This is a genomic window from Micromonospora sp. NBC_00389 (genome assembly GCF_036059255.1).
Classification (GTDB): Bacteria; Actinomycetota; Actinomycetes; order Mycobacteriales; family Micromonosporaceae; genus Micromonospora.
The window spans coordinates 900,130-920,064 of the sequence record NZ_CP107947.1 but is presented as its reverse complement, the minus strand read 5'-3'; the positions used below and the strand labels follow the sequence as shown (position 1 = coordinate 920,064).

Below are 19,935 nucleotides of genomic sequence, written 5' to 3'. Positions count from 1 at the left end.
CGGATTCGCCGGTGCCGCCAGGCCGGGCAGAGCGCCCGTCACTCCACCCAGGAGCCGCCGCGCAGCACCCGGACCACGTTCAGGTCCTCGTCGAGCACCACCAGGTCGGCGCGGAGGCCGACCTGAAGGGAGCCCACCCGGTCGCCCAGGCCGATGGCGCGGGCCGGGGTGGTGGCCACCATCCGCGTCGCGTCGGCGATCGGGATCCCGGCCTCCACGGCGTGCCGCAGCGCCGCGTCCATGGTCAGGGTGCTGCCGGCGATCGCTCCGTCGCGGGCCAGCCGGGCCACCCCGTCGGCCACGGTGACGACCTGACCGCCCAGCTCGTACTCGCCGTCGGGCATACCGGCGGCGGCCATCGCGTCGGTGATCAGCGCGGCCCGGTCCGGGCCGGCGGTCGTGGTGGCGAAGGTCAGCATGCCGTCGTGCAGGTGCACCCCGTCGGCGACCAGCTCGCAGACCACGGTGGGTGCGTCGAGCAGGGCCACCACCGGGCCGGGCTCGCGGTGGTGCACCGGCCGCATGCCGTTGAACAGGTGGGTGCCGACGCTGGCGCCGGCGGCGATCGCGGCGCGGGTCTGCTCGTAGGTGGCGTCGGTGTGGCCCACCGCGGCCACCACCCGGTGGGCGGTGAGCAGCTTGATCGCCTCCAGCGCGCCGTCCCGCTCAGGGGCGAGGGTGACCATCCGGATCCCGCCCCCACCCAGCTCGATCAACTCGGCCAGCTCGTCGGTGGACGGGTCGCGGAGGTACTCCGGGTTCTGCGCCCCACAGCGGACGGCGGAGAGGTAGGGCCCCTCGAAGTGGATGCCCGCCAGCACGCCCGCGTCGACCAGCGGTGCGAACGCCTCGGTGGCCGCGCGCATCAGCGGGAAGGGTGCGCTGACCAGGCTGGCCAGCAGAGTGGTGGTGCCGTGGCCCAGATGGAACGCCGCCGCGGACCGGGCCTGGTCGGCGTCCCCGGTGGTGAAGGTGTGCCCGCCGCCGCCGTGGGTGTGCATGTCGACGAAGCCGGGCAGGATCCAGTGCCCGTCGCGGACCGACGGGTATTCGGCCACCGCAGTGATCCGGTCGCCGTCCCACTCGACGCAGCCCTGCCGGATGACACCGGTCGGGGTCACCACTCGGCCGTTCACCCGCACGGTCATCGCTTCTCCTGATGGTCACGGACGCCGGCGGCGTCCAGGGCGAGCAGAGCGGCGCCGAGGCAGCCGGCCTCGTCGCCGAGGGCTGCCGCGACCAGCCGCGGCTCCCGGTGGAAGGTCATTCGTTCGTGCAGCGCCGTCCGCAGCGGGTCGAGCAGCCGGTGCCCGGCCTGCGCCAGGCCACCGCCGAGCACGATCGTCGCCACGTCGAACAGCGCCTGCCCGGAGGCCAGGCCGTCGGCCAGCGCCTCGACCGCCTCCTGCCAGACCCGGCCCGCGAGCGGCTCGCCGGCTGCGGCCCGCTCGGCCACCTCGGCCGCCGTGACCGGCTCGGCGGGCGTCCCGCCGGCCAGTTCCACGTAGCGGCGGCCGATCGCGGAGGCGGAGGCGACCGCCTCCAGGCAGCCGGGCCGACCGCAGCCGCAGCGCGGGCCGCCGGGACGTACCAGGATGTGGCCGATCTCCCCGGCAGCGCCGTGAGCGCCGACGGCGGCCGTGCCGTCGACCACGTGCGCGGCGGCGATGCCGGTGCCAATCGCCACGAAGAGCACGTGGCCGGTGCCGCGGCCGGCGCCGAGCCGGGCCTCGGCGAGGCCACCGGCCCGCACGTCGTGGCCGAGCGCCGTGGGCAGGCCGAGCCGCGCCACCGCCAGGTCCCGCAGCGGTACGTCCCGGAAGCCCACGTTCGCCGACCAGACCGCGACCCCGCGCGCCTCGTCCACCACCCCGGGCACGGCGATGCCGAGCGCGACCGGGGTGAGCCCGTCGGCGCGGGCCTTACCGGCCAGCCCCTCGGCAACGTCCAGGATGGTGCCGACCACGGCGGCCGGGCCGCGCGCGGCGTCGGTGGAGTGCCGCTCGGTGTGTACCGCGACGCCGTCCGGTCGGACCAGGGCGCACTTCATGCCGGTGCCGCCGACGTCCAGCGCGACGACCACCCGGTCGGTGTCCACGGCCTGGCCGTCGCTCACGTCGGCACTCCGCTGCGCTCCGTGCCGACGCTTCGCGCCACGCTGCGGTGCCTGATGGTTCGCTCGCTCATGCCAGCACCACCGACCGGGTCAGGTGACGGGGCGCGTCCGGGTCGAGACCCCGGCTGGTCGCCAGGGCCACCGCGAAGCGCTGGGCGAGGATCAGGTCGGCCATCGGGTCGACCGGGGTCCGGCCGGCGGCCCAACTGCCCAGCACCGTGCGGCACCCGTGCGTGCGGCTGTGTACGAAGGCCGCGCCGGTGGCGGCCACGTCCTCGGGCAGCCCGTCGGGCAGTTCGCCGAACGCCCAGACCAGCCGGCCGGGCGCGGCGATCGAGATGGGTCCGTGCCGGTAGTCCATCGCCGGGTACGCCTCGGCCCAGAAGGTGGCCGCCTCGCGGCACTTCAGCGCGGCCTCCTGGGCCAGCCCGACCGTCCACCCCCGACCGAGGAAGGTGACCTGCCCGATGGTGGCCGGATCGATCGGCAGCGGGGCGCGCACGGCCACCTCGGCGTCGGCGGCGAGGGCGGTCACCGGGTCGCCGAGGTTGGCCCGGAGCAGGGCCAGCGCGGTGGTCGCGAAGCGGGTCTGCACCACCGATCGCTCGTCGGCGAAGGGCATGGTCACCGCGGCGTTGGCCAGGTCGACCGCCGGGGACGCCGGGTCGCCGACGATGACGGTGCTGGGCACCAGCCCGCGCAGCGCGGCCAGCAGCTCCAGCACCTCGGTGGTGGTGCCGGAACGGGTGATCGCGATCAGCCGGTCGTAGCGGCGGCCGACGGGGAACTCGGATGCCTGGAACGCGTCGGTCTCGCCCTGGCCGGCCTGCTCGCGGCGGGCCGCGTACGCCATCGCCATGAACCACGACGTGCCGCAGCCGACGACGGCGACCCGCTCGCCGGGGCGCGGCAGGTCACCACGCACGACGCCGGCCAGGTCGGCCGCCTCCCGCCAGCAGTCGGGTTGGCTCGCGATCTCCGCGTCCACGTATGCCATGGGAAACTCCTCGCAGGGCCGGCCGGTGCGCAATACGGCTCGTTACACCCGTATTTCGCGCGTCATTCTGCGCGAAACTGGGTGGCCGTGGCAACCGACCAGCCGATCGCGCAGGCCGGTCTTTTGCGCAAGCCTAGTTTCGCGCACTAGTGTGCACGCAATCAATCACCGTTCGTGCAGTCAGTGGGAGGACCCCCGCGGTGGACCGGTACGCCAGATGGAACGCCCTGCTCGAGATGCTGACCGACAACGGCCGGGTCAGCGTCGAGGCGGCCGCTGAGCGGCTGGACGTCTCCCAGGCCACCATTCGCCGCGACTTCGACCAGCTTGCCCAGCAGCAGATGATCACCAGGACCCGGGGTGGTGCGGTGGCCAACGGGGTCTCGTACGACCTGCCGCTGCGCTACAAGACCGCCAAGCACTCGGCGGAGAAGCAGCGGATCGGCGCCGCCGCCGCGGCGCTCGTCACGCCCGGCACCGTGGTCGGCCTGAACGGCGGCACCACCAGCACCGAGGTGGCCCGGGCGCTGGCCGTCCGGCCGGATCTGAACACCAGCGCCGAGGGTGCCCAGCTCACCGTGGTGACCAACGCGCTGAACATCGCCAACGAACTGCTGGTCCGGTCGCGGATGAAGGTCGTGGTGGCCGGCGGGGTGGTGCGTCCCAAGTCGTTCGAGCTGGTCGGCCCGCTGGGCGGGGCGCTGCTGCGTGAGGTCACCCTGGACGTCGCGCTGCTCGGTGTGGACGCGATCGATCCGCAGCTCGGCGCCGCCGCCCACCACGAGGGGGAGGCGGCGATGAACAACCTGATGGTGGCCCGCGCCAAGCGGGTGGTGATCATCGCGGACTCGTCCAAGTTGGGGGGTCACGCCTTCGCCCGGATCTGCCCGGTCGAGCGGGTGGAGACGCTGGTGACCGACTCCGGTGCCGCCCCGGAGGTGGTGGACGCGTTCCGCGCCGCCGGCGTGCAGGTCGTCTGCGCCTGACCGGTCACTCTCCGTCTATCAATTACCTCCTTCGGCGCGCCGATGCATACCGCGTATTGCGCACCGCTGCATACCGCGTATGGTGTCGGCTGTCACGCCCATCATCGGGGGAGGTGCAGCTTGCCAGCTGTCCTGGAGATCGAAGGTCTACGTAAGACGTACAAGAGTCGTCGACGCGGCACCCGCAACGCGCTCGACGGTTTCGACATGCGGGTCGACGCGGGGCAGGTGCACGGCTTCCTGGGTCCCAACGGGTCCGGCAAGACCACCACGCTGCGTACGCTGCTCGGCCTGATCCGACCCGACGGCGGCCGGATGGCGCTGCTCGGGCACGAGGTGCCCGACGCGCTGCCCACCGTCGCCGGTCGTGTCGGCGCCATCGTGGAAAGCCCGCAGTTCTTCCCGCACTTCTCGGCGCGGGACACGCTGTCTCTGCTGGCCGGGGCCGGCGAGGTGCCGGTCACCCGGGTCGACGAGGTGCTGGAGCTCGTCGGGCTGCGCGACCGGGCCGGCGAGCGGGTCAAGACGTACTCGCTGGGCATGAAGCAGCGGCTCGCCGTCGCCTCCGCCCTACTGAAGAACCCGAATCTGCTCATCCTCGACGAGCCGGCCAACGGCCTCGACCCGGGCGGCATCCGGGAGATGCGCACGTTGATGCGGACGCTCGCCGAATCCGGGATGACCGTGGTGCTGTCCAGCCACATCCTCGGCGAGATCCAGCTGATCTGCGACTCGGTCACCATCATCTCGCTGGGCCGGCGGGTCGCCTTCGGCCCGGTCGACGAGGTGCTCGCCCAGCACTCGTCCGGTGCCGTCCTGGTCCGGCTGGAGGCGGTCAGCGACCTGCCGGCGGCCACCGACGCGCTCACCCGGGCCGGGATCCGGGTCACCGGCCACCCGGACCACCTGATGCTGGCCGGCGTCGACAAGCCGGCCACGGTGACCCGGCTGCTCGCCGAGCACAACCTCTACGTCAGCGAGCTGGCCCCGGTCGCCGTGGACCTGGAGAGCGTCTTCCTCGAACTGACCGCCACCGCGCCGGTACCCGGACAGAACCGGCAGGTCGACGAGTCCACGAAGGTCGGTGGGACGGGTCAGCCCGCCACCGGAGGAGGGTGGGGCGCGTGAGCCTCTATCGTACGGAGCTGCGCCGGCTGGCCAAGCGGCGTTTCACCCGCTACATGTCGCTGCTCGGCCTGCTGGTGCTGGCCGCAGTGGTGATCGGGGTGTTCTTCACGAACCAGAAGATCGGCACCGATCAGCTGGCCCAGGCCGAGCGCCAGGCCGAGCAGAGCTACCAGGAGCAGGTGCGCTGGAGCGAGCAGGAGCGCGTCAACTGCGAGCAGGCCAAGACCGCCGGCACGCCGAACGACGGCCGCTACCCCGACGACTGCTCGGTGATCACGCCGCCGCCCCGCGACCAGATCCAGGCGGAGTGGTTCCTGCCCTCCACGTTCAACTTCCGTGAGACGTTCCCCGAGACGCTGATCCCGTTTGCAGCAATCCTCGCCCTGGTCGGGTTCGTGGTCGGCGCGTCCTTCGTCGGCGCCGAGTGGAGCACCGGCGGCATGATGAACCTGCTGCTCTGGCGACCGAAGCGACTCACCGTGCTGCTCACCAAACTGGCCGCGCTGCTCACCGGCATTCTGGCGGTGACGCTGCCCGCCGCAGTGCTCTGGTTCGCCGGGTTCTGGGCGGTCGCCGCGTTCCGGGGTAGCACCGAGAAGATGACCTCCGGGGCCTGGCAGTCGTTCGCCCTCACCGGGCTGCGCGGTGTCGTGCTGGTACTGGTGCTCACCACCATCGGCTTCGCGCTGGCCTCGCTGGGCCGGCACACCGCGATGGCTCTCGGCGGCGTGGTGGCGGTGATGGTGGTCGGCCAGTTCGGCCTGGGCATCCTGCTGGAGATGGCCAGTGTGCGGTGGACCGAGGCATGGCTGCTGCCCACGTACGTGCTGGCCTGGATGACGAAGACGGTCACCCTGCAGGACTGGGACTCCTGTAACGCCACCTACTACGGCGAGTGCAAACCGGAGACCCTGGACATCACCTGGCAGCAGTCCTCGGTGCTGCTCTCCGTCGGGGTGGTGGTGATCCTCGGCGCGGCCCTCTGGGCGATCCGTCGGCGCGACATCTCCTGACCGGTGCGGCGCGGCCGGCCCGGCCGTCGGGGTTCCCGGCGGTGCGGGGCCGGCCGCGCCGGCTGCTGCGACCCGGGTCGACCCTGGTTAGGCTGAGTGCCATGCCCGCCGACGCCACCCCCGCCGCCCCCGAGCCGTCCACCGACGCTCGTCCGGGCCACGTGGCGGCTGGTGGCGGGCCGATCGTCCCGACACCCCGGCCGGCACCGGCCGACGAGAACACCGACGACCTCGCGCCAGATGCCAGGGACGATGCCGAACCCACCGCGTCGGCGGCGGGGTTGACCGAGCGGGAACGGGCCATCCTCGCCTTCGAGCAGCAGTGGTGGCGGCACGCCGGCGCCAAGGAGCAGTCCGTCCGGGACACCTTCGGGGTGTCCTCGACCCGGTACTACCAACTCCTCAACGCGCTGCTCGACAACCCGGCGGCACTCGTCGCCGACCCCGTGCTGATTGGCCGGCTCCGTCGACTCCGCTCGTCGCGCGCCCGCAACCGCCGCCGCTGACCGCGTCCGTTGCGGCGGATGGCGAAGAACGTTTCGCCAGTGGTGAATGATGCCCACTTGCGAACCGCCTCCCCGGTGCCCGGTCCGTCGCAGCCGGCGAAAGCATGTCGCCAGATGCGACGGGTAGGCGGGACGGGTACCGGGCCGCCGTCAGGGGGCTCCGGGCCGACGGGGGGAGGGGCTTATGACGGGTACCAACCCGAGCCGGCCACCGCAGGGTGCGACCGGCACCGGGCAGCAGGCTCGGCAGGAGGCGTCTCGGGTCGGGCAGCAGGCCGCACAGGCCGGCGGCCAGGTCGCCCACGCCGCCGCTGAGCAGGGTGGGCAGGTAGCGTCCGAGGCGCGCCAGCAGGCCCAGCACCTGACCGGGGAGGCCACCAACCAACTGCGTGAGCAGGCCCGGTCGCAACAGCAACGGGCCGTCGACGGGCTGCGCGACCTGGGCCAGGGGCTCAACTCCATGGCCGAACGGGACGGCGACTCCGGGTTGGCCGGCCAGGCGGTCCGCCGGGCGGCGGACGCCGCCCAACGTGCCGCCGGTTGGCTCGACGGACGGGAGCCCGGTGAGGTACTGGACGACGTGCGTACGTACGCCCGGCAGCATCCCGGCACCTTCCTAGCCGGCGCTGCGGTGGCCGGGTTGCTGGTCGGGCGGCTCACCCGTGGTCTGACCAGCAGTGGCGATGGAGGGATGTCAGGCGGCCCACCGGCCCCACAGGGCCAGGCAGCCGGGGCCGGGCCGCAGCCGTACGAGCAGCCGTACAGCGGGGTGGCCCGGGCGCAGAACGCCTCGCCGGTCGGCCGGCCGGAGCGGGACCTGCCGGGCGGGGTGGCACCGTGAGCGCCCCGGAGAAGGAGCGGACCCAGGCCTCGGTCGGCGACCTGCTGGGTGACGTGACCCGGGACCTCTCCACGCTGATGCGCAAGGAGGTCGAGCTGGCCAAGGCTGAGCTCCGCGAGGAGGCTAGCCAGGCCGGCAAGGCCGGTGGCATGTTCGGCGGGGCGGGGCTGGCCGGGTTCCTGGCCGTGCTGTTCGTGTCGTACGCCGCCTGGTGGGGGCTGTCCAACACGATGGACCAGGGCTGGGCCGCACTGATCGTCGCGATCATCTGGGCCGTCGTCGCCGCTGGCCTCTTCATCAACGCGCGGAGCCAACTGAGGGCGGCACGTGCGGTGCTGCCCCGGACGAAGCAGACCGCCCGGGAACTGCCGGACGCCATGCGGGGTCGGTGAACGAGTCGGGAGGAAACAGGTCATGTCCAGTGATCCGGATCGGATCCGGCGGGAGATCGAGACGACCCGCAACGAGTTGAGCAACGATGTCGACGCGCTGACCGACAGGATGAATCCGCGTCGGATCGCCGGTGATCGCGTGGGCGAGGCCCGTGGCGCGTTCACCCGAGCGAAGGAGAAGGTGATGGGCAGCACGAGCCATGGCGGGCAGGAGGCCAGCCAGCGGATGTCGCACATGGCCGGTTCGGTACGCGACGAGGCTCGGTCGTTGGGGCAGCAGTCGCGGGGTGCGGTGTACTCGGCGCGGGACGAGGCCCAGTCGCTCGGGCGGCAGACCCGCGAGCAGGCGCAGGGCAATCCATTGGCGGCCGGGTTGGTCGCCTTCGGCGTCGGGCTGCTGGCCGCCTCGCTGGTCCCACCGAGCGGGCGGGAACGGCAACTCGCCGGCCAGGCCCGGAGCATGGTGACCGAACACTCCGGTGAGCTGCGCGAACAGGCGAGCCAGGTCGGGCACCAGATGCAGGACAACCTGCGTGAGCCCGCGCAGCAGGCGGCGCAGTCGGTGCGGTCCACCGCCGAGCAGGGGATGTCGGCGGTCCGGGAGCAGAGCCGGTCATCCGCCGGTCAGGTGCAGGGGCAGGCGCATGCGGCAGCCGACGACCTCCGGCAGCGCTGACCCGAGCGGGCCGGGGCCGGCACCGATGCGGGTTCGTTCCGCGTCCGCGCCGGCCCCCGGCCGTCCGGTGAACGAGGACCTGGTCTTCCGGTTCGGCCCGCTGGTCGGCGTCCTGGACGGCGCCACCGTGCCGGAGGGCTTCGACACCGGCTGTGTGCACGGGCCGGAGTGGTACGTCCGGCACCTGGCCGCCCGCCTCGGCGTGGCCGAGGCGGCGCGCCCGTCGGCCAGGCTGACCAGCAACCTGGCCGCGGCCATTCTCGCCGTTCGCGCCGACCACGGCGGGCAGTGCGATCTCGACCATCCCGGCACACCATCCAGCACCGTCTGCCTGCTGCGTGACTGTGGCGACCAGGTGGACTACCTGGTGCTCTGCGACAGCCCGCTGGTGCTCGACGCCGGCGGCCAGGTCAGCGTGGTGACCGACGATCGGCTGGAGTCGGCGATGGCCGAGCTGCGCCGAACCGTCGCCACCGTGCCGGCCGGCGCCGCCGACCCGGTCACCCGGTTTCGCCAGGCCGTGGGCGTCCAGCGGGAGCGGATGAACCGCACACACGGCTACTGGGTGGCGGCGGCCGACCCGGACGCGGCCTTCCACGCGGTGACCGGGACGTTGCCCCGGCGAGGCCCGGCGGCGGTGCGCCGGGCGGCGCTGCTCAGCGACGGCGCGTCCAGCGCGGTCGAGCAGTTCGGGCTGACCGACTGGGCCGGGCTGCTGGACATGTTGAGCGCCGACGGCCCGGGCGCGTTGCTCGATCGGGTTCGGGACGCCGAGCGCGACCACCCCGACCGGCTGCGCCGGCACAAGCCGACCGACGACGCCTCGGTGGTTTTCTGTGAGTTCGGGCCGGCGGCCTGACCGATCTGCCGCACCACCGGGTGGCGACGGAGCGTGAGGTGGAACACCCCGGCCGCCCGACCGGCTGGTACCGGTAGCCGGACCGCCAGTGGATGCCCAATGGGGTGGACTTCGGCCGGTGAGGGCGGCAGACTGCGGCACGTGGCGGGTGCGGTCCGGTTGGAGCCGGTGGACGAGCGGAACCTGGAGCCGTTGCTCTCCGTAGCGGCTGCCGAGGCCGAACCGGGTGACGTGATGCCTCCGGTCGAGGCTCCCGCCGGCTGGTCGCTCGCCCGCCGGGAGGCGTTCCGGGATTTCCACCGGGCGAGCTTCGGCGGCCTGGACGGCCCGACCCGCTCGCAGATGTACGCGATCCTCGTCGGTGGCGAGGTGATGGGCATGGTGCGGATGACGCGCTGTGACGAGCCCGGCACGGTGGAGACCGGGATGTGGCTGGGTCGCTCCGCACGCGGGCAGGGGATCGGTGCCACCGCCCTGCGCGAGTTGCTGAACGCCGCCGCCCGAGCGGGCATGCGCGCCGTGGTGGCCGAGACGACCCCGGACAATGTCGGCGCCGTCGCCGTGCTGAAGAAGTGCGGTGCGAAACTGCACGAGGATGGCGGTAAGGTACGCGCCGAAATCTGCCTCGATTCGACGCCGCCGGCGCTCTGAGACACCTCGCTTCGTCCGACCGGATCGGCGGATTCCGCTGGTGCGGGCGTCGGTCGGCGGCGACCACGGGGTCGCCGCCGACCGCACGGATCAGGCCGGCACTCGGACGATGTCGTAGTCGGTGTCCGGCGTGGATTCCACGTCGAAGCGGCCGTTCACCACGTACAGCGCCGAACCGAGCAGGTCACCGGTGGCCGGCGACCGCAGCTCCGGACCGGTGATCTCCCGCTGCACCACTCCGGCCGTGTACTTGGCGTTCATCCGGACCACCGCGATGACGTTGGTCAGGTTCCGGATCACGTAGAGGGTGTGCCCGCGCAGCACCAGGCCGTCGGCCCGCTCCACCGAGTAGCCACCGAGGTCGACGAGGCGGCTGCCGCCGGTGCGGGGGTCGATGCGTACCAGCCGGCCGGGCAGCATCTGCGCGACCAGCAGATCGCCGTCCGGCAGCGCCACGATCCCGTTGTGGTACGCGTCCGGCGTCGCGGCCGGACCGGTGAGCGGGAGCACCCGGAAGTTGCTGGCGGCCGGCAGGCGACCGCCCGGGCCCAGCGGCACCACGTACAGCACCTGTCGGGCCGAGTCGGTGAAGTAGACGGCCCGCTTGGTGATCACCAGGTCGTTGACGAAGCTGCCCGGCTCGTCGGTGAACTGGTAGTGGGCCAGTTGGGCGCCGGTGCCCGCGTCGTACACGCTGGCGCCGCCGCCGGAGAAGTCGGCGGTCCACAGCCGGCCCTGCTGGTCGAGCTTGAGGCCGGCCTTGTCCTTGCCCGGCACGCCGGGGATCAGCACCGAGCCGCGCCCTGTGCGTAAGTCACCCCGCCAGATCGCACCGTCCAAAATGGACCCTACATACACGGTGGTGCCCCGACCGATCGTCAGGCCCTCCGGGGTGAACCCGTCGGGTAGGGCGATCCGGGCAGGAAACGGCTTCGCCGGATGAGCGGTCGCCGGTGAGCCGACCGTGACCAGGGTCGCGGCCGCCACTAGGGGAACGACCAGAAGAGAGAACAGCTTGCGCAAGGAACACCGCCTGACGTCGTCGTGGAATTTTCCACTGAGGAATGTGACGTCCTAGGAACACCCTGGGCGGCTCGAAAGGTTGACTCGCTGATCAGTTTTGTTGGCGTCACGACCGGTCGGCGGCGTACCGGGCCAGCGAGGCGACCTGGGCCGGGTTCAGCGACGGACGGACCCGGCGACGTGCCGCGGCCACGTGCGCGGCGGTGACGGTGGCGGCGGTCAACGACTCACGCATCGCGGCGAGCGCCGCCTCCCGGACCAGCGCCGCGCAGTCGGCCGCGGAAAAGTCGTCCAGTTCCCCGCCGAGCGCGGCCAGATCGACGTCCGGGGCCAGCGGCACGTTTCGGGACGAGGCTCGCAGGATCTCCGCGCGGGCCGCCCCGTCCGGCGGCGGCACGTAGACCAGCCGCTCCAACCGGCCCGGCCGCAGCAGCGCCGGGTCGACCAGGTCCGGACGGTTCGTCGCGCCGACCACCACCACGTTGCGCAGCGTCTCCACCCCGTCCAGCTCGGTGAGCAGCGCGGCGACCACCCGGTCCGTGGTGCCCCCGTCGCTGGCCTGACCGCGGATCGGCGCCAGCGCGTCCACCTCGTCGAGGAAGATCAGCGCGGGAGCCGCCTCCCGGGCCCGACGGAACAGCTCGCGAACGGCGCGTTCGCTCTCGCCCACCCACTTGGAGAGCAACTCCGCGCCCTTCACCGAGAGCACGTTCGCCCGCCCCGACCCGGCCAGGGCCGTGACCAGGTACGTCTTGCCGCAGCCGGGCGGCCCGTAGAGCAGCACGCCGCGCGGCGGCTGTACGCCGAGGCGAGCGAAGGTGTCCGGGTAGGTCAGCGGCCAGAGCACCGACTCGGTCAGCGTCTGCTTGACCTCGACCAGGTCACCCACGTCGTCGAGGGTCACCGAGGCCAACTCCAGGGTGGAGGCGGCCATCGTGGTCGGCCGGACCACCTCCAGGGCGGCGGTGAAGTCGGCCATCGACACGGTCGGCGTCTCGGCCGACTTCTGCCGCAGCGCCGCCCGTACCCCGGCCTCCCGGACCAGCGCCGCCAGGTCCGCCGCCACGAACCCGGGGGTACGGCCGGCCACCTCGTCCAGTCGGACGTCGTCGGCCAGCGGCACCTGCCGGGTCAGCACGGTGAGCTGCTCGCGGCGCAGCGCCGGGTCGGGTAGCGGGATGCTGATCCGCAGCGACAGCAGGTCCGGCGCGCGCAGGGCCGGGTCGACCGCCTCCGGCCGGCCGGTGGTGCAGACCACGGCGACGCCGGCCCGGACGGCCTCCGCGAGCACCTGCCGGAACACCGTGGCCACCGGGCCGGGCTCGTCCGCCGGGGCGAGCGCCTCGACGTCGGTGACCAGCAACACCGCCGGCCCGCCGGCCCGGACCGCTGTCGCCACGGCGCGCAGCCGGTCGGCGGCGGCCTGGTTGGCCAGCGCGGCCACCTCGGGCGCCCAGAGCGGGTGTACGCGGGCACCGACCCGGGCCGCAACCGCCCGGACCAGCGCCGACTTCCCGGAGCCGGCGGGCCCGCTGAGCAGCACTCCCAGCGAGATGGTGGTGCCCAGCCGGCCCAGCACCTCCCGGTGGTGGAAGCCGAGGTCGAGCAGCTCGGTCAGCTCCTCGGCCTGGGCCCGCAGGCCGGGCAGCTCATCCACGTCGGGCGCGTCGTCGTTCGTCCAGTCCGCCGCCGCATCCGCCGGAGCCGCAGCGGCCGGCCGGTGCCCGCCGGCATTCGCGAGGGGCCGCTCCGCCGGGGTGAGCCGGCCGGGGGCGGAGCCGTGGGTGGTCGGGCCGTGCTCCCAGCCGACCAGCGTGTCCATGGTGACCAGCGCGCCAGCGGCCGGCTCGACCGCGACGACGGTGAGCAGGGTGCTGGTCCAGGCGAACCCGACCGTGTTGGCGAGGCTGCGCCGGGCCGCCTCGATCAGGCCGCGTACCGAGGCGTCCGGCAGCACGTCCTGCGGCAACAGCGACACGTCGTCGCCGGCGGTGACCACCTTGCCCAGCAGGGCGAGCCGGAGCATCTCCGGGCTGACCGCCGCGACCACCTCCACCGGCCCGGCCAGGGTGACCCGGCTCGCCGGGGTCAGGGGTACCGGGGTCACCCGCACCTGACCGCCGTCGCGGAGGCCGAGGTTGCCCAGCGTCAGGTCGTCGGCGTACAGGAGGGCGGTGCTCGCTCCCGGCTCCGCCGCCGCCACGATCCCGGCCGTCTCCCGGCGGCCGGCCAGCCGGACCGGATCGCCGGGGCGCAGCCCCAGCGCGGTCAGCGCCTCCGGATGCAGCCGCACGATGCCCCGGCGGGCATCCAGCGCCGCCGGCCGCAGGCTCGCGGTCAGGGTCAGGTCGGGTTGCGCCACCGCCCGACCGTACGCGCCGGCCGCCAGCCCCCGCTGGTCAGCGCCGGGGATCAAGCTCGTTCAACAGCGACGGGTCCCGCCGGATCAGCTCGGCCAGCCGGGCCGCCGGGTCGGCGGTCAGCCCGTCCGGGCCGGGTGCCCAGGCCGGCACCGTCCGGCCGGACAGTGGCCAGGCCGGCGGTGGTTCCGGCGGGGGCGCCGACAGCTCCGGGCCGACCGTGACGTCCGGCCCGTCCCAGGAGACCCGCAGTGGGTACGTCCGCCCGGCGTGCTCGACGCGGACGGTCACCGCCAGCCCCGGGTGGGCGCCGACGACCTGCCGTACCGCCTCGGCCACCTCCTCGACCGGACCCCACCCGGCCACCTCACCGGGGGTGTCCCGCCCCGCGTGTCGGGCGTCGTGCCGGCCCGGTCCGGCGTTGCGGGTGTCGGTGCGGCCGCTTCCGTGCTGAGCCGGCCCATCGACCTGATCCGGTGGTGGTGTGCTGTCGTCACGGTCGGCGGCCAGCCGGCGCAGCGCCTCCTCGCGTCGGGCCAGCCGGGCCAGCGTTTCGTCCAGGTCGCCCCTCACCAGATCACCCCTTCCCACCCACGGCCGGAGCCGGTCGGCTCAGGCCCTCCTGTCCCGGGTGGCCCGTTCCAGCGCACGGTCCAGGACGACCAGCAGGGCGTCCCGTACCGAAAGCCGGTCCCGGGCATCGAACTGGACCAGGGGAACATGCTCCCCGATGGCCAGCGCCCACCGGATCTCGCCGAGCTCCAGGGCCAGCCGCCCGTCGAAGGCGTTGACCCCGACCACGAACGGCAGCCCGGCCCGCTCGAAGAAGTCGATCGCCGGGAAGCAGTCGTCCAGCCGGGCGCTGTCAACCACCACCAGGGCGCCGAGCGCACCCCGGGCCAGGTCGTCCCACATGAAGCCGAACCGGGTCTGCCCCGGCGTACCGAACAGGTAAAGCTTGAGGCTGCGGTCGATGGTTACGCAACCGAAGTCCATCGCCACCGTGGTCGTCGTCTTGTGCGACCGGACGCCCGGGTCGTCCACGCCGATCCCGGCGCTGGTCATCTCGGCCTCGGTGGTCAGCGGCGCGATCTCGGAGATCGCGCCGACCGTGGTGGTCTTACCCACGCCGAACCCGCCGGCAATCAGAATCTTGACCGGGATCGGTGGCGCGGCAGGAGGCCGGTTGGCCGGTGCTGGCGCCGACCCCGAACCGGCCAGTGGCTGGTACGGCGGCGGTGGCGCGGGCAGCGGCTGGCCGGTGCGTCCGAGCGCGGGACCGGTGGTCGGCGAGGTGCCGTAGCGGGCAGCGGCGCTGTTGCCGGCGGGCCCACCGAGCGGGGCGACCGGCCATTCAGGAGATCGCACGGAGTCCATCAATCACTCGCAGGATGAGGTTGGGGTCGAAGGCACCGTCGGCGTCCGTGACGTGCACGTCCAGGTGCCCGGCGGCCCGCAGGTCGCCGACCAGGACCCGGGTCACGCCGAAGTGCAGCCGGGTCCGGGCCGAGAGCTCGGCCACCGAGATCGGCTCGGCGCAGAGCGCGATGATCGCCTGGAGCTCCGGCGCCAGCAGGACGCCCGGCGGGCCGGTCCACCAGCCGCTGTCCGCGCGGACGGTCACCTGCGTCTCCAGGCCGATCGCCGGGTCCGCGCCGGCAACCCGTCCGGAGGTGAGCACGAACGGCCGGGGACCGCCCGGCCGGTCATCGCCGGATTCCGGCTCGGGCAGCGCCGTCGCCGCCGACGCGCCGCCCCCGGCCGGGGGCGGCGTACGCAGGTAGGGGCGGATCCGGACACCGGCTTCCGGGTCCGGATCCTCGCCGGCGACGTCGGGGATCACTGCTGGACGGCGTTCTTCAGCTCGACGATCAGCCGCGGGGTGAGGGCGCCACCGGCCCGTCCGGCGAAGAGCGTCATCTCGTACGCGACGGTACCCAGGTTCGCCGACCGGTCGGCGACCACGCCGAGGACGGAGCCGCTGCTGATCGCGCTGATCAGGAGGTAGCCGTCGGCCATGTCGACGATCACCCGGTTGAGGCCGCCGAGCGCGTACCAGCTGGCCGCGCCGCCGGCGAGGCTGGTCATGCCGGAGACCACGGCGGCCAGCCGCTCCGCGTTGGACCGGTCCTTGATCGCCGACATGGCCATCAGCAACCCGTCCGAGGAGACCGCGATCGCCTCCAGCACCCCGGCCGTTCTGGAGGTGAAGGAGTCCAGGAGCCAGTTGAACGTGCGCGCCTCCGGGCTGAGGTCCCCGACGGCGCCGGACGGGCTCTGGTGGTCGACATTGTCGTGCAGGAAGGGGCTGGTCACCGTGATGATCCTTCTTCGTTCCGACGGTCTGGGCTGACTTCGCGGAGAGCACGGGCGACGCCCGCCTCGAACTCGGTGAGGAGCTTGCGGATCTCGGCCGGATCGCCGAGGTGCGGGCTGGCCGCCTGGCAGGGCGGGTCGACAGTGAGGTTCGCCCCGGGTACCCGCCGGCTCAGCAGGGGCCGGCCCGGGGTGGTCCCTGCCGAGCCGGCGGTGTCCGCGACCGTGGGGCCGAGACCGCCACGTGTGGCGGGACGGTCGACCTTCACGCTCAGCTCGGCTCGGCGTACGCCGGCCTGAAACGCCTCGACCAGCGCGCGGGCGGCGGCCGGGTCGGCGTCGGTGGCGTCCACCGGGCCGACTGGCGCCGTGGCGGCGGGGAGGCTGGCCCCGGGCACCCGTTGCCGGACCCGTGGGCCGGTGGGCGTACCCGTCGGTTCCGGCCTCTCCGGCCCCGGCGCAGTGCGGTCCGGGTGGCCGATGCCGGCGCCGGCGATGCCCGCCCCGCCGGCCGTGCCGCGCCCCGGTCGGCGGGGCAGGCCCGAGTCGGTTGCCGGGAGGTCCACCGGGGCGGCCGGCGTTGCGGCGGAGGCGTCGGCGGGCGCGCTGATCTGCGGCGTGGAGGCAGCGGCGCCGAACGCGTCCCAGGGCCTGCCCGACTCCAGGCTGCGGGTGGCGCGGCTGAGCAGGTCCGAGTCGAAGCCGGCGGGTGCCGCGGGGGCGGCTGCCGTGAGGGACCGGGTACCCCGGCCGGTTTCGTGTGCGGTCAGCGAGCGGCGGTCCCGGTCCGGCACCGCGGCCCGGGCCACGGTGGCCCCGGCCCGGTCGGCAGGGCGCAGCACCAGCGACACCGGCGGGATCTCCAGCCGGGCGGTCACGCCGCCGCCGGTGGTGGCGGCCAGGTTGACCGTCCAGCCGTGGCGGCGGGCCAGCCGGCCCACCACGAAGAGGCCGAGCACCTCGGTCGGCGTCAGGTCGAGCCGTTCCCGGCGGGTGAGCCGGACGTTCTCCTCGGCCAACCGTTGCTCGGTCATGCCGATGCCCCGGTCCAGCACCGTGATCCGGGCACCGAGCCCGGAAGCCTCACCGACCACCAGCACCCGGGTGTGCGGCGGGGAGAAGACGGTGGCGTTCTCCATCAGCTCGGCCAGCGCGAGGACGAGGTCGCCGACCACCGCCGGTGCGGCCGAGATGCCCGCCGGCACCTGCACGTCCACCCGGGTGTAGTCCTCGATCTCGCCGAGCGCCAGCCGGACCACGTCGGCCAGCGGCACCGGTGCGGTGTGCGCGTCGGCCCCGGCGGAGCCGGAGAGCACGACCAGGCTGCCGGCGTTACGCCGCAGCCGGCTGGAGATGTGGTCGAGCCGGTAGAGGTGCTCCAGCCGGCCCGGATCGGCCTCCTGCTGCTCCAGCCAGTCGATCAGCGCGATCTGCCGGCCCACCAGGTTCTGCGTGCGCCGCCCGACGTGGCCGAACATCTGCGCCACGTTGCGCCGGCCGGCGACCTGCCGTTCGACCAGCCGGGCAGCGGTGCTCTGCACCCGGTCGAAGGCCCGAGCCAGGTCACCGATCTCGTCGCGGGCCCGGATGTCCACCGGATCCAGCCGGATCGGCTGGGCGTTCTCCGTCTCGTCGTCGGCGACCCGGACCAGCTCCGCCTCGGCGACCCGGGCGACCCGGTCCGCAGAGAGGGTGAGCCGGGTCAGCGGCCTGGCCACCGTCCGGGCGACGACCGCACTGAGCAGGACGACCATCGCCAGGATCAGCGCCGCTGCGCCGCCGACCAGGTACGCGGCGGTCAGCGCCCGCCGCTGTTCGGCGGTCACCTCGGCGAGTACGTCGGCGACCAGCTTCTTCTCCACGAACTGGCCGAGCCGGATCATCGAGCGGACGGACGGGAAGAGCGCGTCCAGCGGCACGTCACGGATCGCGCCGGCCGGGTCGCGGGCGCTGGTGACCAGGAAGTCGGGGCTGGTACGGGCGGCCACCGCCACGTCGTTGAGCCGTGCCACCTCCAGCTGCTCGGGCGTGATCAGGCTGCGGAAGCGCTGGCTGTCCACCTGGAGGGCGGCCATGCAGGCCACGTACCCGGCGCTGGCCTGCGGGCTGTCGGTCGCCTTGACCAGCACGATCAGGGTGGCGCAGGCGCCCAGCCCCTCGTCTGCGCGCAGCAGCCCGTCCAGGGCCAGCACCTGGCGGCCCGGCTGCGTGTCGGTGTCCACGCTGAACGGCAGTCGGAGCGAGTCGATCATTCCCCGGTTGACCGGGCCGAACGCGTCCATCACCTGAATCGGGCTCGCTGACCGGGCGAGCACGGCGGTCCGCAGGTCGATGAGGCTGGACACCCCGTACAGGGCGTGGTCGACCCGGTCGGTCAGCGCGTCGCTCCCCCCGGCCCGTAGGTCGGAGACCCGGTCGTCCACATCGGCGGTCTTGCGGACCAGTTCGGCGCGTTCCACCCGGCCGAGCAGGAAGCCCACCGAGAGGATGCGTTCCTGCTGGAGGTCCTGCACCAGGCTGCCGACCCGGCTGGCGAGCCGCACCCGCTCGGCGATGTCGTCGGCGCGCTGCGCCGCGGCCACCCGGTCGAGCACCACGGGCACCGCGAGGCCGACCATGCTGAGCAGGGGGATCAGAACGAGCAGCGCGAGCTTGCCGCGGATCCGGAGCCTACCGAGCAGCATCGAACGCCCCCCACTGGGCGGATTCCGGGTCTCGGGTCGCGCCGACCGGTTGCAGCGGCCGTGGGTCGCCGGGTCGGCCGGCGCTGACCGCCGGCTGCCAGAAACCGCCGGACGCAGGGGTGCCGGGGCTCTCCGCGCCCGCTGCGGTCATGGCGGCCCGGCGACGGGCCCGACGGCTGGCGGCGATGAGGAGTGCGGCGAGCCAACCCAGCAGCAGCGCGGCGGTCACCCCGGCCCCGGCGGTCAGCCAGCGGTCCCGGTCCAGCCCGTCGATCCGCTCGGCCAGCAGGGCGTCCAGCTCGCTGAGGATGACCGGCTGGAGCTGGAGGGCGGCGGTGTGCGCATCGAGCCGGGCGGCGGTCAGCCGACCCGGGTCCACCGTGCCGGTGCCGGCGGCCGGGGCGGAGTACGCGGCCAGCGCCTCCACCGAGCGCTGGTAGGTGTCCAGTGGGGTCAGCACGTTCGCGCCCAGGTCTGTGCTCTCCGAGCTGTCCACCGCGGCGCGCAGGTTGTCGACCAGGTCGGCGGCGGGGGTCAGGGCGGCCACCCGCAGGCCGGTCAGCTCGATCAGGCTGCGGGTCTGTTCGGCGGCCGGGCGGCGAGCGGCGAGCGTGCCCAGGTCGGCGAGCCGGCCGGCGGCCACCACCGCCTCGGGCAGCTCCTGGCCGGCGCTGTCCTGGAGGGAGAAGGAGTCGGCGCCCGGGTCGCGCACCAGCCCGGAGCTTTCCCGGACCTTGCGGTGCAGGGCCAGCAGCAGGTCGGTGACCTCGCCGTACGCGGTGTAGGCGGACTCGGGGTCGGTGGGGCTGCGGTCCTGCAAGGCTTCCAGCCTGGCCCGCAGCCCGGCCCAGCGTTCCTGGCTGCGCAGCTCGGCGCCGATCCGAGCGTCCACCTCGGCGGCGTCCTCGACCGTGCGGGTCAGCGCCTCCCTGGAGACTGGGCGGCCGCTGACGGCGGCGGACTGGGCGTCGACCAGCGCGCCGGTGACCGGGGCGAGGGCGCGGAGGTACTGCACGCCGAGCCGTTCCCGGGCGGCCAGATCCCGGTCGTCGCTGGTCTGCCGCCAGGTCTGGGTGAGGAGCAGACCCACCGGTGCCAGCAGCGCCGTGATGAGCAGCAGCGGCAGCAGTCGACCCAACATGGACGGCCTTCGACGGACCCGCGGCGCGGGGACTGTCATGTGTGTCTCCTCCGGCGGTGGGCGCGGTGTCGGGTTTCGCCGATGAGTCCCGTGCACCGGACCGGAAAACTAACCGAACCTTCCGGTGGCCAACCCGTCGTCGGTGAGTCGGGTTTGCGTCAGTTCGAGCGATGTCACTGTTCGTCCGTGTTGCCGGCACGCTGCGTCCCGTCGACGGGTGTGACATGAAGGGATCGAGGTGGATAT

At 73.6% G+C, this 19,935-nt stretch carries 20 protein-coding genes; 9 read left to right on the top strand and 11 right to left on the bottom strand.

Features of this window, described 5'->3' with window-relative positions:
* Positions 1-38: 38 nt before the first annotated feature.
* The 3 genes from nagA to OG470_RS04385 all read right to left on the bottom strand — a co-directional run bounded on the left by nagA (position 39) and on the right by OG470_RS04385 (position 3,113).
* Positions 39-1,148, bottom strand: a complete 1,110-nt coding sequence (gene nagA, locus OG470_RS04395) for an N-acetylglucosamine-6-phosphate deacetylase (protein ID WP_328421017.1) — start codon at positions 1,146-1,148, stop codon at positions 39-41.
* Positions 1,145-2,116: an ROK family protein gene (locus OG470_RS04390; RefSeq protein ID WP_328421015.1), complete on the bottom strand. Its 972-nt coding sequence runs from the start codon at positions 2,114-2,116 to the stop codon at positions 1,145-1,147. Before OG470_RS04390 ends, nagA begins: the two co-directional genes overlap by 4 nt.
* A 67-nt stretch (positions 2,117-2,183) precedes the next feature.
* Positions 2,184-3,113 carry an SIS domain-containing protein gene (locus tag OG470_RS04385; RefSeq protein WP_328421013.1) on the bottom strand — a complete coding sequence of 310 codons (930 nt, stop codon included), beginning with the start codon at positions 3,111-3,113 and terminating at the stop codon, positions 2,184-2,186.
* A gap of 200 nt (positions 3,114-3,313) precedes the next feature.
* Between OG470_RS04385 and OG470_RS04380 the strand changes: the two genes are divergently transcribed.
* From OG470_RS04380 to OG470_RS04340, 9 genes are all read left to right on the top strand, one after another.
* The gene (locus OG470_RS04380; protein ID WP_053654382.1) at positions 3,314-4,099 is read left to right on the top strand and encodes a DeoR/GlpR family DNA-binding transcription regulator; all 786 of its coding nucleotides are present in this window, start codon (positions 3,314-3,316) and stop codon (positions 4,097-4,099) included.
* Positions 4,100-4,219: 120 nt separating this feature from the next.
* The gene (locus OG470_RS04375) at positions 4,220-5,227 is read left to right on the top strand and encodes an ATP-binding cassette domain-containing protein (RefSeq protein WP_328421009.1); all 1,008 of its coding nucleotides are present in this window, start codon (positions 4,220-4,222) and stop codon (positions 5,225-5,227) included.
* The gene (locus tag OG470_RS04370; RefSeq protein WP_328421007.1) at positions 5,224-6,240 is read left to right on the top strand and encodes an ABC transporter permease subunit; all 1,017 of its coding nucleotides are present in this window, start codon (positions 5,224-5,226) and stop codon (positions 6,238-6,240) included. Before OG470_RS04375 ends, OG470_RS04370 begins: the two co-directional genes overlap by 4 nt.
* Positions 6,241-6,341: 101 nt before the next feature.
* Complete coding sequence (locus tag OG470_RS04365; RefSeq protein WP_328421004.1) at positions 6,342-6,746, top strand: DUF3263 domain-containing protein; 405 nt, start codon at positions 6,342-6,344, stop codon at positions 6,744-6,746.
* A gap of 184 nt (positions 6,747-6,930) precedes the next feature.
* Positions 6,931-7,587, top strand: a complete 657-nt coding sequence (locus OG470_RS04360; protein WP_328421002.1) for a hypothetical protein — start codon at positions 6,931-6,933, stop codon at positions 7,585-7,587.
* Positions 7,584-7,979: a phage holin family protein gene (locus tag OG470_RS04355; RefSeq protein ID WP_328421000.1), complete on the top strand. Its 396-nt coding sequence runs from the start codon at positions 7,584-7,586 to the stop codon at positions 7,977-7,979. The genes OG470_RS04360 and OG470_RS04355 overlap by 4 nt, the downstream gene beginning before the upstream one ends.
* 22 nt (positions 7,980-8,001) lie before the next feature.
* A complete protein-coding gene (locus tag OG470_RS04350; RefSeq protein WP_328420998.1) occupies positions 8,002-8,655 on the top strand; it encodes a DUF3618 domain-containing protein in 654 nt (217 codons plus the stop codon).
* Positions 8,624-9,514 carry a hypothetical protein gene (locus tag OG470_RS04345; RefSeq protein WP_328420996.1) on the top strand — a complete coding sequence of 297 codons (891 nt, stop codon included), beginning with the start codon at positions 8,624-8,626 and terminating at the stop codon, positions 9,512-9,514. The genes OG470_RS04350 and OG470_RS04345 overlap by 32 nt, the downstream gene beginning before the upstream one ends.
* A 141-nt stretch (positions 9,515-9,655) precedes the next feature.
* Positions 9,656-10,165 carry a GNAT family N-acetyltransferase gene (locus tag OG470_RS04340; protein ID WP_328420994.1) on the top strand — a complete coding sequence of 170 codons (510 nt, stop codon included), beginning with the start codon at positions 9,656-9,658 and terminating at the stop codon, positions 10,163-10,165.
* Between the two features lie 90 nt (positions 10,166-10,255).
* Here the strand turns inward: OG470_RS04340 and OG470_RS04335 are convergent, their stop codons facing one another.
* From OG470_RS04335 to OG470_RS04300, 8 genes are all read right to left on the bottom strand, one after another.
* Complete coding sequence (locus tag OG470_RS04335) at positions 10,256-10,957, bottom strand: SMP-30/gluconolactonase/LRE family protein (protein WP_328420992.1); 702 nt, start codon at positions 10,955-10,957, stop codon at positions 10,256-10,258.
* Positions 10,958-11,294: 337 nt separating this feature from the next.
* Entirely contained in the window at positions 11,295-13,550 is a 2,256-nt protein-coding gene (locus OG470_RS04330; RefSeq protein ID WP_328420990.1) for an AAA family ATPase, read from the bottom strand.
* Positions 13,551-13,587: 37 nt separating this feature from the next.
* A complete protein-coding gene (locus tag OG470_RS04325) occupies positions 13,588-14,121 on the bottom strand; it encodes a hypothetical protein (RefSeq protein ID WP_328420988.1) in 534 nt (177 codons plus the stop codon).
* Between the two features lie 39 nt (positions 14,122-14,160).
* Positions 14,161-14,925 carry a GTP-binding protein gene (locus OG470_RS04320; RefSeq protein ID WP_328420986.1) on the bottom strand — a complete coding sequence of 255 codons (765 nt, stop codon included), beginning with the start codon at positions 14,923-14,925 and terminating at the stop codon, positions 14,161-14,163.
* Positions 14,903-15,391 (bottom strand): DUF742 domain-containing protein, encoded by a 489-nt coding sequence (locus OG470_RS04315; protein WP_328420984.1) that lies wholly within the window; start codon positions 15,389-15,391, stop codon positions 14,903-14,905. The genes OG470_RS04320 and OG470_RS04315 overlap by 23 nt, the downstream gene beginning before the upstream one ends.
* Positions 15,388-15,864, bottom strand: coding sequence for a roadblock/LC7 domain-containing protein (locus OG470_RS04310; protein ID WP_328420982.1), 477 nt, complete (start codon positions 15,862-15,864; stop codon positions 15,388-15,390). Before OG470_RS04310 ends, OG470_RS04315 begins: the two co-directional genes overlap by 4 nt.
* The gene (locus OG470_RS04305; RefSeq protein WP_328420980.1) at positions 15,861-18,548 is read right to left on the bottom strand and encodes a sensor histidine kinase; all 2,688 of its coding nucleotides are present in this window, start codon (positions 18,546-18,548) and stop codon (positions 15,861-15,863) included. Before OG470_RS04305 ends, OG470_RS04310 begins: the two co-directional genes overlap by 4 nt.
* Positions 18,535-19,728: a hypothetical protein gene (locus OG470_RS04300; RefSeq protein WP_328420978.1), complete on the bottom strand. Its 1,194-nt coding sequence runs from the start codon at positions 19,726-19,728 to the stop codon at positions 18,535-18,537. The genes OG470_RS04305 and OG470_RS04300 overlap by 14 nt, the downstream gene beginning before the upstream one ends.
* Positions 19,729-19,935 lie beyond the last annotated feature (207 nt).

Bases quoted from the DNA above. Each gene is read 5' to 3' on its own strand.
- OG470_RS04300 (WP_328420978.1), bottom strand. From the start codon at position 19,728: ATGACAGTCCCCGCGCCGCGGGTCCGTCGAAGGCCGTCCATGTTGGGT.
- OG470_RS04345 (WP_328420996.1), top strand. From the start codon at position 8,624: ATGCGGCAGCCGACGACCTCCGGCAGCGCTGACCCGAGCGGGCCGGGG.
- OG470_RS04360 (WP_328421002.1), top strand. From the start codon at position 6,931: ATGACGGGTACCAACCCGAGCCGGCCACCGCAGGGTGCGACCGGCACC.
- OG470_RS04350 (WP_328420998.1), top strand. From the start codon at position 8,002: ATGTCCAGTGATCCGGATCGGATCCGGCGGGAGATCGAGACGACCCGC.
- OG470_RS04305 (WP_328420980.1), bottom strand. From the start codon at position 18,548: ATGCTGCTCGGTAGGCTCCGGATCCGCGGCAAGCTCGCGCTGCTCGTT.
- OG470_RS04385 (WP_328421013.1), bottom strand. From the start codon at position 3,113: ATGGCATACGTGGACGCGGAGATCGCGAGCCAACCCGACTGCTGGCGG.
- nagA (WP_328421017.1), bottom strand. From the start codon at position 1,148: ATGACCGTGCGGGTGAACGGCCGAGTGGTGACCCCGACCGGTGTCATC.
- OG470_RS04365 (WP_328421004.1), top strand. From the start codon at position 6,342: ATGCCCGCCGACGCCACCCCCGCCGCCCCCGAGCCGTCCACCGACGCT.
- OG470_RS04320 (WP_328420986.1), bottom strand. From the start codon at position 14,925: ATGGACTCCGTGCGATCTCCTGAATGGCCGGTCGCCCCGCTCGGTGGG.